General features: G+C 36.7%; 8 protein-coding genes. 3 read left to right on the plus strand and 5 right to left on the minus strand.

Going from position 1 to position 13,942, the window contains the following annotated elements:
- Positions 1-76: 76 nt before the first annotated feature.
- The 3 genes from GN105_RS08655 (at position 77) to GN105_RS08665 (ending at position 2,077) form a co-directional block, all read left to right on the plus strand.
- The gene (locus tag GN105_RS08655; RefSeq protein ID WP_155285009.1) at positions 77-853 is read left to right on the plus strand and encodes a helix-turn-helix domain-containing protein; all 777 of its coding nucleotides are present in this window, start codon (positions 77-79) and stop codon (positions 851-853) included.
- A gap of 63 nt (positions 854-916) precedes the next feature.
- Positions 917-1,465, plus strand: a complete 549-nt coding sequence (gene fic, locus GN105_RS08660; RefSeq protein WP_155285010.1) for a protein adenylyltransferase Fic — start codon at positions 917-919, stop codon at positions 1,463-1,465.
- An 81-nt stretch (positions 1,466-1,546) separates the two neighbouring features.
- Positions 1,547-2,077 (plus strand): VOC family protein, encoded by a 531-nt coding sequence (locus GN105_RS08665; RefSeq protein WP_155285011.1) that lies wholly within the window; start codon positions 1,547-1,549, stop codon positions 2,075-2,077.
- A 207-nt stretch (positions 2,078-2,284) separates the two neighbouring features.
- Here the strand turns inward: GN105_RS08665 and GN105_RS08670 are convergent, their stop codons facing one another.
- The 5 genes from GN105_RS08670 to GN105_RS08690 form a co-directional block, all read right to left on the minus strand.
- Positions 2,285-3,181: a dihydrodipicolinate synthase family protein gene (locus GN105_RS08670; RefSeq protein ID WP_155285012.1), complete on the minus strand. Its 897-nt coding sequence runs from the start codon at positions 3,179-3,181 to the stop codon at positions 2,285-2,287.
- Positions 3,182-3,303: 122 nt separating this feature from the next.
- Positions 3,304-3,822 (minus strand): NUDIX hydrolase, encoded by a 519-nt coding sequence (locus tag GN105_RS08675; protein ID WP_155285013.1) that lies wholly within the window; start codon positions 3,820-3,822, stop codon positions 3,304-3,306.
- A 63-nt stretch (positions 3,823-3,885) separates the two neighbouring features.
- Positions 3,886-11,292 (minus strand): T9SS type B sorting domain-containing protein, encoded by a 7,407-nt coding sequence (locus GN105_RS08680; protein WP_155285014.1) that lies wholly within the window; start codon positions 11,290-11,292, stop codon positions 3,886-3,888.
- A 207-nt stretch (positions 11,293-11,499) separates the two neighbouring features.
- Positions 11,500-12,264, minus strand: a complete 765-nt coding sequence (gene surE, locus GN105_RS08685; protein ID WP_155285015.1) for a 5'/3'-nucleotidase SurE — start codon at positions 12,262-12,264, stop codon at positions 11,500-11,502.
- Between the two features lie 27 nt (positions 12,265-12,291).
- Entirely contained in the window at positions 12,292-13,914 is a 1,623-nt protein-coding gene (locus GN105_RS08690; protein ID WP_155285016.1) for an Ig-like domain-containing domain, read from the minus strand.
- Between the last annotated feature and the right edge of the window lie 28 nt (positions 13,915-13,942).

Below are 13,942 nucleotides of genomic sequence, written 5' to 3' on the forward strand. Positions count from 1 at the left end.
ATGTCGTTTTAGGTGTGAAATATCAGTTTTAAGTTTATTGCGAAAAAATTTCTAACTTTGCCTAAAAACCATCTTGATGCCGACTTCAAAATACCAAATTAGTAAACCAAACGCATTTTTAAGCAAATACATAGACTATTTTTGGGCTGCAGAGACCGACGAATATTTTCGATATATTTCGCCTGCCTCCACACTTACCGATTGGGTTTTCTTTTGCGAAGGGACGATGAAAAACACGCAAAATCGGGAAGAATTATCCGAAAGTGGAATGATTTTCGGTCAAAAAACGATATTTAACAATTACGAAGCTGTTCTCCCAAAAGCCAAACTTTTTGGAGTTCGAGTGCGTCCGTCTGTTTTTTTGCTGACTTGTAAAATTCCTGCAATGGCATTAGATGGGCAATGCATCTCTTTGCAGGATTTGTTTGGTTACGAGGGCGAACGACTTACAGAGAAAATACTCAAATCCGACACCTTGCCCGAATTTGTGTATATTTTATCGAATTTTCTGATGCAAAAAGCGACTGATTTGCCCCTGAAATACCAATCTGTCGAAAAATGGTTATCACAAACCAATTTCCTAAGTCGCGATGTTTCTATCAAAGAGATTTGCCTTTCTCAGCGACAGTTTGAGCGAAATTTTAAAGAATTTACGGGTTTTTCTCTGCGAAAATACACCAAAATTAAACGATTCGAACGCGTATTTCAATACTTGCAAAACACCAAAAATCAAGAAAACCTTACCGAAATCGCTTACCGATTTGGCTACTACGACCAAGCTCATTTTAATCGTGATTTTAAGGCGTTTACGGGAAAAAATCCGAAATTTTTGTTAAAAGACTTAAAAATGTAAAGGCTTTTCGTATAGAAAAAGTAAATAATTGTACTTTTACAGCCTAAAATGTGTATCTAACCAATGAAAAATATTGATAAAGAAAGTTTGCACAAGGCTTATCAACTTTTTGAAAGTGGAGCTATTGATAAAATGGAAGTCGGAACTACCAAGGGATTGCAACAAATTCACGAATATTTGTTTGGTGGATTGTATGATTTTGCAGGAAAAATAAGGACGAGTAATATCTCAAAAGGCGGATTTCGATTTGCCACAGCACTTTATCTAAACGAAATTTTGGTAAAAATAGAGCAAATGCCTGAAAATTCGTTTGAAGAAATCATTCAGAAGTATGTGGAAATGAACATCGCTCATCCATTTATGGAAGGCAACGGCAGAAGTATGCGTATTTGGTTGGATATGATGCTGAAAAAGAACCTTAAAAAAGTAGTGAATTGGCAATTTGTGGATAAAACACTTTATCTGCAAGCTATGGAGCGAAGCCCAATAAACGATTTAGAAATCCGATTTTTATTAAAAGAAAACCTGACCAATGAGGTTGAAAATAGAGAAATCATTTTCAAAGGCATCGAACAATCATATTATTACGAGGGGTATGAGGGGAATGGTTGAACCTCCAATTTTCGTCGTTTCGGTACAATTTCAGCACACAAATTCGGGGTAGCTTTGCCTCAATTTTTAATTTGTAGAAAAATGACTGAAAAAGTAAATGTTCCCAAAGGAAGCCACATCGTAAACGCCCTCATCGCCACACAAGATGCCCGTGCTTTAATTTCGTTTTTGGAGAAAGTTTTTGATGCTCAAGAAGATAAAAACGCTTTGGCAATCAGCCAATCCGACGGAAAGATTTTTAATAGCAGTGTAACCATTGGCGATACTACGATGATTATTTTTGACCGAAAACAAGGTTGGAAACACACGCCCTCACTCTTGCAAGTCTATGTAAATCATATAGATAAAAAACTTGCAACCGCCGAATCACTCGGAGCGACTGTTGCTACCCAGCCTACCGATTTTTATGGAGGGAAATTAGCCCGCTTCATCGACCCGCAAGGCAATTTATGGTGGCTTTTTGAACTGTCGGAGTACGATGAATCCGATTGGGTTTCAGAAGAGACCACCGAAGAAACCGATACTGTGTGGACATTAGACCCCAATTCGGATATGACCTACATACACGATTCACTTATAGAAGCAATGAAAAAACTCAATGATTTTCAATAACCTAAAATCACATCCTCACTTTCATCTACACCTTTAAAGAGAGAATTGTAGCAACAAACTACTTTACATTAGTATTAAAACACTTATTGTTTTTCAATAATAGCTTTCATAAGAAAAATAAAACGATTGATTCACATCAATCGTTTTTTAAAATAATAAAAAAGAAAACTTAAAAATAAAAATTATGAAAAAAACTTTGTTATTTACTTATTTTGATAAATATTCTGTAATTCCTAATTTCTCCAATTTTGAGTAAATTTCTTGCAACTGACTTGCAGTTAACGTCACGTGAGGATATCTGGCACTTCCGCAATCTACCCCCAGCAAACGCATAAAACTCTTTCCACCACCGTTAAACCCTCCGTAAGAAGCCACAATGTTCACAAATTCTATAGCTTTTTGTTGTAAATCAGCAGCGAACTCATTATTCCCTTTCTCAAAATTTTCTTTGATTGTCAAATAAAGCTTCGCTAAATGATTGTAAGTACTTCCTACCCAACCTGTTGCTCCTAAAGGTAAACTTGGTAAAAAAGCCTCATCTACACCAAAAAGAATATTAAATCCCTGATTATCGTAAAATCTTGATTGGGTAAAATGAATCATATTGTTTTGTGTGAACTTCAACCCTGCAAAGGTGGGAATTTCTTCCTTAGCTTTTTGCATAAATTGAGTTATATCAAAATTAGCCCCCGTCAAATCAGGAATATGGTAATAGTAAAAAGGTATGTTTGGAGCTGCTTCGGCAATAGTTTTGCAATAATCTATTAATTTTTCAAGATTAGGTTTGAAGTAAAAAGGTGCTAATGTAGAGATTGCATCAACCTTATCTGCAGAATGTTTTGCCAATTCCACAGCGTGATTTAAGTTGATGTCTCCCACGTGATTGGTAATGAAAAAGTCTGGAGATTTTTGCTCTGCCCACGCTTCAATAATTTCCTTTCTTTCTTCAACAGAAAGCGAAGCAAAATCACCCGTAGAACCATTTGCAAAAATGCCTTTAACACCATTTCTTCTCAAAAAATCGGCATATTGAGGAACTACCTTGGTTGAAACCACTCCTTTTGAATCCATCGGAGCGTAAGTTGCAGCGATTAAACTTTTCATCTTACTGTATTATGTATTACATAGTGCAAAGATAATTCTTTTTTCAAAAACACCAAAAAAATATTTCAGTATTTTTAATATAATTTTCACTCCTTGTTAAAAAAATTCACAAACAATTTTTTCTATCGCTTATAATGACTTGCAATTACGTTTCTAACTGATGTAAATCCTATTTCATTTAAATCAATTCGTTCTATGGAAATCCATTTTAAAGCCTGAATTTCATCTTCTGCATTGACCTTTAGTTCAGCTTCTTCGAGAGAACATTCAAAGAAAATATCCATCGTACGATAAGGAACATTTTTGTACAAATAGTTATTCGGAAAAGTTGTAACGTACTTCAAATGTGAAGGTTGTATATCCAACCCCAGTTCCTCCTTAACTTCACGGCAAGCCGCTTGCTCTGCATTTTCATTCGGGTCAATGAATCCTCCGGGCAAGTCTAATTTTCCTTTGTCAGGTTCTACATTTCTGACCGTGAAGAGAATTTTATCCTGATGCCTAAACACAACAACAACCGCAGCTGCTATGTTATGATAGTAAACAAAACCACAATCGTGGCAGAGAAAACGCACATTATTCGGAAATTCAACATCGGTTGAAGTACAATTAGGACAATGTTCAAAAATCATTTTTTCCATTTATTATGTTTTATTTCTACAAACAAAAAGGGAAAATTTCTCTCCCCTTTTATTATTTAAAATTTATCTGTATAATGTAAAATTACCATAGAATTTTCGGTTATCTTTTGCTTTATTAAGCTCTAAAATATACCAATAATCACCCGATGGCATATGTTTGCCTTCGTACATTCCGTCCCAAGAATCAACAGGTGTTAATATTGTCATTATTCTACCATTTCTATCAAAAATGTAAGTCCTTGATTTTGGGTAGTTTTCAATATTTTTCGGTTTCCATCTGTCATTTATTCCATCACCATCCGGAGTAAAGAAATTCGGCATTACAATATTATAGAAAACTTTTCTTATTGTAAAGGTATAAGTACAGCCTAAATCATCCATTACCTCAACTGAAATTTCCCTGCTAACCTCATTTGTTATCGGGTCAATGTATTTCGGATCGCTTTCTTTTACAATATATACCGGATTATCTCCTTGGTCTTCATTATTGAATGAATATCGGTACGGAGCTACTCCTCCTTCAGCTTTTACCTCAATAGTGTTCAAACCATTGTTGATGACTTCTGTCGCTGTTAAAGCCTTGATTTCTTCAACGGTTAATGTAGAGACAGCACTTGTACATTTTCCTAATTGTTGCCCGTCAGAATGTGATTTTACATACTCTATCGTTAAGGTTTGAGTTGCTACCATTCTGTCATAATTATCTATAAATCCGTAATTTCCTTCTACTCTTGAGAATGAGCCTCGAGTGCCATTCAAAATATAAAACGTATTATTTGCATCCACAGGGCTTGCAAACCTTATCGCAATTGGGTCATAAAGTCCGTTTGAATTACAAGTTTTATCTTGATAAACTTCCTTGGGCTGAATATCAGGAAATTCCTCAATTGTGAATTCACTTGTAACTACCGAACAACCAGTAGCATCTGTTACTTTTGCATAGTAAACACCTGATTGCAAAATCGGGTCTGTTGTAATTTCTACTTCTGAGGCTAATGCCGGATTTGGAGGAGTTGGAGTCACGTATGAAACAGGCGTAACCCTGCTATTTGATTCCTTCGTATAGATATCAATCGAATAAGGTTGAGTTCCTCCTTTAGCTTTAATTTTAACATAACCGTCTGAATCTCCATAACAAACAATTCTGTCAGAAGCTGTTACATCTATTTTCGTTTCTATTAAAGTAGGTTCTGTTATCGTGGTGTTTGTTACGGTTTTACACCCCATATTATCCACAACCGTCACCACATAAGCACCTGCCTTCAAGTTTTCAAAAATATTTGATGCTTGCGTTATTTTCGGTTCTGTTCCGCTTTCCAATTCATATGTAAATATATTTGAGCCGGAACCTCCGCTAACATTCGTAACGACTATCCTTCCGTCGTTTTGCCCATTACAGCTTACATTTGTTGTTGTTACGCTGGCAACTACTGCCTCAGGAGCTTTCAATTCAACTGTTTGTGTACCTGTGTAGGTTGAACATCCCCATCCGTCTGTTAGAGCGATTGTGTAAATACCTGCTGATAACCCTTGGAATACGATTGAATTATCTTGAATTGTTTGTGTTACATTTTCCGTAGCAGAAGACAAAGTTACCACGTAAGGAGCTTTTCCTCCACTTACAATCTCAACAGAAATATCTCCTTTATTAGTTTCGCAACTTACTTGCGGAGTTACCGGAGTCGCTTTAACAACAATTTCTGAAGCTGCCTGAGGTATCGTAAATAAAGTACCTACCGAACAACCATTTGCTTTTGAAATTGCATCAATACGATAATCTCCACCAGCCAAGTTCAAAACCTCTAAAACTGATTCTCCAACAGGAACAACTCCTGTTACTACCTGATTTGTAGTCTGATGCGTAATTGTATAAGTAAATCCTTCGGTAGCTTTATTTCCTCCAACATTTGGCTTTTTATCTACAAAAGTAAGTGTTATTCTCCCATCATTTCCCTGATAACAAGAAGGTTGCCTTTCATTTGATTTGCTAATTTCAAACTTATCTGTTAAATCTCCTACTTGATGAGTGCCTTTTACGCTGCAATTCGTAGCCAAATTTTCAACCGTTATTTCATAATCACCTGTCGGCAACAAACTTGTAAAAGTGTAATTTACAGAGTTTGTAGCTGTTGTTGATGAATACGTTTCGCTTACTGTGAAGTTATCACTTAATCTTTTTGCAGTGAACCGAAGTTCTGTTCCTGAAACGTAATTCGGGGTGGCTGTAACATTTACCGAAATTCGTTCATTCACCAAACAAGTTACCGGATTGGCAACAGTTGCTACAACATTCGATAAACTGAAAGAAGGATTAATCGTTACTTCATTTGTATTTGTGGCACATCCCGCAGAATCTCTTACTTCTACATAAAAAGTTCCTCCATTAATATCTGTAACGGAAATAGTTGATTGATTATTTCCTCCTATGGAAGTTCCTGTTGTTTTGTTGAAAAATTCCCAAGTGTATGGAGGTACTCCCCCACTTATTTGATTCACATCGAAGGAAATTACTGCTTCTAAATTAGAATTTGTAGCACACGACAGTTGCGTAGTACTCAAAGCGTTATTTGCCAAAACAGACGGATTCGACTTAACAACTTCTCGTATTTGCTGTTTACATCCGTTATTTCCCGTTAGCTCTATTGTGTACTCAATTCCTGTAATTGTTCCCGATAAATTTGTAAATTTTGCTGTATTCGCTGAAGATGACGCCGGTGTAATCACTGTAGGGGTTACTATTCCTGTTGTCAAATCCTTCATCTGAATTATTTTAAAATCAATCGGCTCCAAAGTTGCTGATATTGCCACCAATTCGATACTTCCTTCGGATTGTTTGTAACAAGATTCAGAAGTTATCTTAGTTTGCTGTGCATCTATTTCCGGCAATTTGGCTGCTTCCACAATAACAGGATTACTGATTTTTGGAGTGGTACAAGAAGCCATTTGCGAATCTCTTACTCGGAATTCATACTCGCCAACCGATGAAACATCTACTGTTACAGAAGTTGATGTATTTGAAGGAATCGTTACTGTTGATGTGGACACAGTTACGTATGAATTATTTGCTCTGTCTATCACCTGAACAAGCTCATAGGTATAGATACCTGTTCCTCCTGAAATATCTGCCAAAGTAATTTGTGCTGCCGTTGGGTTTTTACAAGAAAGCTCCCTCGTAACACTTGCCACTCCCAACGTAACCGGTGCATTTACAGTAATTGTACGTGTATCTCCACAATTATCTGAATCAAGGACAGTTATAGTATGAATACCCGGTGATAATTCCGGAATGGTGAATGGCGTTACGTTTATCTGTACCGGATTTGCTCCGTCCAACACGTAATAATGAGTAAGTGTAGGTTCCCCGAAAGTGATATTAACATTCACATTATTTTTCCCGTTTGAAGGATTGCATACATCAACCTCAATATTATCTATCGATGGCTGAAGTGCCTGACTAATTGTAAATGTTCTTTGTGTGTATTCTTTGATACAGCCTTTGCTATCCAGCACATAAACTTTGTAAGTCCCTACCGGTAAATCCAAAATATTGTCTCCAAAATTTGTTACTACATCTGTTGAACTTGGCGTGGTAAAATCTGCTTCGGTAGGGAATGGTTCTGTACTTAATCGAGCCATATATCGGTAAGGAGCCAAACCTTCTACCGTTGTATCGATTCTCAATTGTCCTTTATCTACACAATTTACCTTATCTCTTATTACTGTTATATCCCTGATTTCCACAGGAGTTTTAAAATCAAAAATTTCAAAACTTGTTACTGTTTTTGTTCCACAAAGAATATATTTTTCTACTGTGTAAGTATCAGACGCGTTGGGCGTGTACGTTCTTTTAGTTTTACCTACAAGTTTTGTATTTCCTCTAAACCACTGATAACCTGTAAATCCTGCTTGTGCCTCAAGAGGAGTTTCCGTACAGAAAATCGCTTCTTTTCTATATTCTGAAGTATTAATTTCAATGGTCGAAGAAACTGTTCTCGTATCATTTCGCAAACAAGCTACTCCTCCTCCTTCGTATTTTATTACAGAAGTAAACTCAAGAAGATTCATACAAGGTTTACCCGCTTCTTCCTGACCTCCTGTAAGTTGCAAAGGAATCCTAACTTTTCCTCCCATTGCCGGATAATTCGGAATTGTGAAAGTATATGACTTATTAGCCGAATCGTATACAAAAGTAGTTCCCGTTCCGGCTACCGAAACATCAACAGAATGTGCTGTCGATGGCTCCACATTTGAATTGTTTGGCAACTGTACGGTTAATTCGGCTTTTGATATGATTTCTTGCCCTATGTTTTGGTAACTCACTTCATAGTAGAACAACTGATCGGCTGTTAATTCTGTCAATTCATTTGCTCCTCCATCGGTATATTTATCTGTCAGAGAAGATTCTAACTCAGGTTCATTAATTGTGATAACCAATGTCCTCGAAGCTGTATTTCCTAAAGCATCTGTAAAAGTATAAACTACGGAATGTACCCCCACAGTAAGCTCCAACGGCTGTGTATGTGTTGAAGCAACTGTTACTGTATTAGGGCAAATATCTGTATAGGTAGGCTCCTGCCAAGTAATGTTACTTACTGCACAAAGTCCTGCCGGTATGATATGAGTCTGATTATCCGGAAATGTAACGATTTGGGGAGCGTCTCTATCATCTATTATTGTAATTGTTGCTGTTTGTGTACTTCCTGAATTTGAGTTACATCCAAAATGATTTTTAAGTTTTACCGTTACCTCATAGGTTGTCTGGGTATGTACAGCCTCTGTAAGTATTTTTTGTCCGATTCCCAAAGGACCTTCTTTCGCTCCCGTATTAGGATTTATTCTAAACCATTCAATATCAAATAACGCTGGAGAAACATTTACTTCCATAGTAGCCATATCTCCCGGACAAATATTTTGAGAAGCATCAACTCCAAGTTGGAATACAGCGTCAGAATCAACCTCCACCAACTGCGATGTATAATCAAAACAGCTATTCTTAATCTCTACAATGTACTTGCCGTTATTTAAGTTTTGGAAAGAATGAGTTTTCACTGTTGGTGAAAGCGTTTCAGATTTGATAGAAGTCTTAGTACCGTTTGTTTCTTCTTTATACAAAGTATAAGTAATATCTTCATCAGCCAAATCACTCAGCGATAAATCTATGAGAACCATTCCCGAACCATCAGTAGTTCCACAAGAAATAGTAGATACATAAGGCTGAAAACTACGTGGTTCTATTTCAATATTAGGAGAATAACCTCTTGCCTCCTGAAGTATATACGGATTATTTGGTGTTTTGAGTCCCGTCAAAGGAAAATTTGCAAAAGGTGGTAATAGTGTCCACATATATTCCAAAGGAGTAACTGGTGTGGTTATTGTTGGATAATAATAATTCCGCGTTTCCAATCTGTATGTTCCAGCTTCCACATTGTTAAAAGTTCCATTAGAGCTGAAATTTTGAATATCAACAGTATCCCAGTTTCCTCGTGCATTTTTGCGTTGTAGATACACGTGTATCCATCTTCTGTTAGGAGCTACATTTCCTAAAGTGTATGTAATTTCATTGGTATCGCATTGTTTTATCACTTTATAAGAAGGACGATTATTTCCTGAACCAAAAGACATTACTTCCGTAAACTCAATTTCTTTTTGATCACTGCCACAAGCATCTTCCAATTTGAAAATGTATTTTCCCAGTGGAAAATCTCCAAGCCCTACGAAATTTACACCATTGGAATTAATTGTTTCCGAAATCAAAGGTATTTCTATCGGAAAATTAATTGTTTTATTTACAGGCTCTTCAAAAAACAACGATGTTGGGAAAGACATAGAAGTCTGCCCATCAACTCGTGTGATTGTTAATTTAGCCTTACTTGCAGTTCCGGGAGGGTCGGAAGGATGTACGTAATAGAAATCACTTGGAATAGGCATTCTGAAAGAAGCAGTTCCTTCATATATCCCTCGATTTTTTTGAATGCTATTAAACGCCTTTTCAAAACGATTGGTAGAAAGGTAATTGACATTACGAATAATTTGCTCCCGAACAGGGCAACCTGCTCCAGAAACAACACGAACTAGGTATGTACCTGTTCCGTGTCGAGTTACATCGATGAGATTATAATCAATTTCCGTATGAGTAACCTTAGAAAAAGTTCCTGCGGATATTTCTTTCTCAACTTCATATTTGAATTTCCCTAAAATCCAATTTGATTTTGTATAAGCATTTGCCCACTGGTATCCTGTTATTGGTACAGTTCCGCCATCAGGTAATAAACTTGGTAATTTTTTTATTTCGGAATTGCTAAATGAGGTTTTTATTCTTAGGTGGGGACTACAAGAATTAGGTTCAGATGAGGAATTGGATAAAGCAAATCCTCCCACCGGAGTAACATCTAATGTAAAATGTCGTTGTAAAACTGTTCCAAAACCATCATCAACAGTAATCTTCAGTTCATCTCCACTCAAATAAACTGGAAGCGTTCGGTATCCCCAACCATTAAATCCTCTGGGAGGATTTATGCTATAATAGTCAAGATTATCAACCTTCCCAACTCTACTTGGGTCAGATGAGTTTATTACTTCAATTTTGGCTCTTCCTGTGGCTCTGAAATGGTTTAATATTTCGTTTGTGTGGCAACCTCCATTATGATGAACTGTTTCTCCATCAGCTCTTCGAATATTTATACCAAAACTGTATTTACAATCTTCTTCCGCACGTAAAGCTAAAGCTCCCCAAACTATGTTGTATGAGCCCGGCATATATACAGCAGGAGGCATCGTTATTTCTACTTTTTTAATGTCTTCTTCACAATTTCTGATATTACTTGGAACTATATTCTTTACTACCAAAAATGCTTTTATGCCTGAAGGTATCCTATCTGTAGGCGATTCCTTTGTTAATGTGTACGTAAAATTAGTCGATGCATTAGGGCGTGCTACATTCCTCACCGGCACCAATATATTGCCATTTTCATCTTCCAAACTTACTTGAAAATCTGTCCCTATGCCTGTTCCTCCCACAATTGTGAAATCAATAGTTCCGTTTTCTTGTGAAAAAACAGGTGAGGTTGTACTTGTTCTGGACATTGTGGCTCCACACAACGATAAGTTGTTGATAACCATCTTTGAGTAAGTCCCTGCCACGTTGATTGATTTGGGATTGGAAGAAACTCCGGACAAATCGTGCAGAATAACAGAGTAATCCCCCGCTGCCAAATCGTCAAAAGTAACGGTTTGTCCCAAGGCAATGTTATGTTTTAATCCGCCTGTATTTCCACTGGGCATTTTCAATTCTACCGTAAGCGAAGCAGTACACCCCGCACTTGCTTTAGGAAGCTCCACTGAAACTTGTCCGTTTGCAAGACAAACAGATTCTGAAGAAGTTAGCTTAAAGCTATTAATATCATAACATTGTCCCGCAGCCCATTGGGATACAACAAAAAAAGCTAGTATTAGAAATATTCTCCTCATCATAAATAAAAAAATAAGGTTAAAAAAACACAAAAAATAATATGTCAATTCACAAATCAATTACATACTTATTTCTCATATATTTTTTAACCTTCAACCAGAATTATTTTCGCAAAAATATTTCTTTTTCCACACATAGAAAAAAAAATAACATTTTTAAGTATCACCTTAATACAGATAACTTTTCTTTAACAAAACCTTCAATTTTTGTTACCATTTGTCAAGTTGTTCAATAACGTTGTAAGCCGTTAAATCAAATTTTATCGGAACTACAGACACATAACCATTAGCCAAAGCCCATTCATCGGTATCTTCTCCAATATCTTCATTAATGAACTTACCTGTCATCCAATAATACGTTCTTCCCTGCGGACTAATTCTTCGGTCAAATTTTTCCTGCCAGCGAGCCTGAGCTTGGCGACAGATTCGGATTCCTTTGATTTCTTCTCTTTTCAATTTTGGAATGTTCACATTTAGCACTACTCCTTTTGGAAGTCCGTTTTTCAATACATTCAATGCGATTCTTTTTACAAAATCGCGGGATTCTTCAAAGTCAGCTTCCCAACTGTAATCCAACAATGAAAAACCAATTGCCGGAACGCCCTCAATTCCGGCTTCAACCGCTGCACTCATCGTTCCGGAGTAAATTACATTGATTGAAGAATTGGAACCGTGGTTGATTCCGCTTACGCACAAATCAGGCGTACGTTTTAACACCTCGTGCCGAGCTATTTTCACACAATCCACCGGCGTTCCGCTACAAGTATATTCTCTTTGTATTCCATTATCAATATGTATGGGTTCACAGTGCAAGGTAGAATCCAAAGTAACAGCGTGTCCCATACCACTTTGAGGCGAATCGGGAGCCACCACAACTACTTCGCCTATTTCGTTCATTATGTTTATCAAACAACGAATGCCCGGAGCTGTAATTCCGTCATCGTTGGTTACTAAAATTAAAGGTCTTTTCTGCATATTTCTTTACATTGAATAGATAAAAATTTATTCGTCCCAAACTTCCTCAACTTCCCAATTCGCCCTGAGTTCTATCAGATTAGGAAAATATATTACTTTTTCGGGTTGACGACGTTTTAAAAAATTGCCCGTATCCCAAATTCGGTTACCATTTCTGTCCTCAATGATACGGACTTTATATTTGCTCGGGTTTACATTTTCAAAAACATACTCTTTTTGAGCAGATTCAAAATACAGTTCCTGCTCCACTTTGCTTCCTTTTTCGTTTGTAAGTTGCAAAATTACAGGAAATTGTATTTCTTTATTAACAGTCAGTTTCAATATGGAATAATCTTCCAGTTTTTTAGTTCTCAAATTCACTCGCAAAGTATCGTTAGTGTTACCGAAAAAATCCGTTATGGCTTCCGGCAGAGCTTCGATTCGGTACGAGCTGTTATGTTTCGTGTCAAACAAAAGGGAATATTTTAACTTATCTTTGTCCAATTTTGTTTTGAAAGGAATTTCCAACGAATCTTTTCCGAAAACTCTAATTTTGCTGCTATCCACTTTTGTTATCGGAATATTTGATTTCCAAGCGAAATTTTTACCCATTGGCAATTCTCCCGAAAAGTTATTAGATATTTGTAAACTGTCAGGTTTCATCGTTTTAAGCCGAACTTTGAATGTATCTATCTTTTGGCTTCGCTGCACCGCAAATAACAAAGAATCAGATTGTTTTGGTGAGAACCAAAAGTTCAAAGTATCTTTTTCAGGCTCTTTCGAGATGATGTATTTAAAGTCTCCTTTCGTTGCCGAGATAGTCTTAATTTGCACGCTGTCAGTACTTCCCTCAAAACCAAATACAATTCTGTTATCAGATGCTTGCGAAGGGCGTGCCGCTTTGTAATTTAAAATTTCCTTGAATAAGGTAAGCTCATAAGAGGGTAATGTATCTTTATCTTCCACGGAAATAGGTTCATTCCAAAACGCTATTTTATCTTCCTTCTGGTCAAAACGATAGTTATTATTTTTGTCTTTCAGAGCCACCATAACATATTTGCCTTTTCGCAGATAATTCAACTGAAAAGTTTCAAGACTATCAAGCGTATTTGTAACATAAGTTGGCTTACTTTTATACACTAACGAATCTTTATAATTTTCGTTGTATTCGTACAGCATTACAGTTACAAAATTATCCGGATTGGGTTTAAGTGCATCTTTTATCTTGCCCTTAACCTTCAATGAATCAACAAAATCCCCTGTGGAAAAAACATATTTGAAATCAGGATAAGGATTCCCCTCATTGTAATCCTGAATGCTGCTACCGAAATTGAAAACATACGTTGTGTTAGGCTTTAATGTGTCCGAAATGTTTATATCCAGTTTTTTAGAAGCCGACATTGGCGAAATGATAGGGAAATTTTCCATCGGTGGCGAGATAATGAGTTGCTTGCGTAAATCTTTGATGACTACAAACTCATCAAAAGTCAGGCGTATTTTGTTCCGATTGAATTGTATAGCCCCCGATTTCGGTTCGGCACTGAGCAAAACAGGAGGTTTTTCGTCCTTAGGTCCTCCCGTTGGCGAACCTCTCCTTGCACATTGCCAAAACACTGACATTGTTACTATTAAAACCAAAAAGTATGTATATTTTCCTGATATCTTTTTCATTTCCCGCACACATTTTTCTGATGTACAA

It is taken from the genome of Capnocytophaga felis (assembly GCF_009684755.1).
Lineage (GTDB): Bacteria > Bacteroidota > Bacteroidia > Flavobacteriales > Flavobacteriaceae > Capnocytophaga > Capnocytophaga felis.

What these genes read in the sequence shown, in the direction of transcription:
- fic (WP_155285010.1), top strand. Translation starts at nt 917, where the DNA reads ATGAAAAATATTGATAAAGAAAGTTTGCACAAGGCTTATCAACTTTTT.
- surE (WP_155285015.1), bottom strand. Translation starts at nt 12,264, where the DNA reads ATGCAGAAAAGACCTTTAATTTTAGTAACCAACGATGACGGAATTACA.
- GN105_RS08670 (WP_155285012.1), bottom strand. Translation starts at nt 3,181, where the DNA reads ATGAAAAGTTTAATCGCTGCAACTTACGCTCCGATGGATTCAAAAGGA.
- GN105_RS08680 (WP_155285014.1), bottom strand. Translation starts at nt 11,292, where the DNA reads ATGATGAGGAGAATATTTCTAATACTAGCTTTTTTTGTTGTATCCCAA.
- GN105_RS08690 (WP_155285016.1), bottom strand. Translation starts at nt 13,914, where the DNA reads ATGAAAAAGATATCAGGAAAATATACATACTTTTTGGTTTTAATAGTA.
- GN105_RS08665 (WP_155285011.1), top strand. Translation starts at nt 1,547, where the DNA reads ATGACTGAAAAAGTAAATGTTCCCAAAGGAAGCCACATCGTAAACGCC.
- GN105_RS08655 (WP_155285009.1), top strand. Translation starts at nt 77, where the DNA reads ATGCCGACTTCAAAATACCAAATTAGTAAACCAAACGCATTTTTAAGC.
- GN105_RS08675 (WP_155285013.1), bottom strand. Translation starts at nt 3,822, where the DNA reads ATGGAAAAAATGATTTTTGAACATTGTCCTAATTGTACTTCAACCGAT.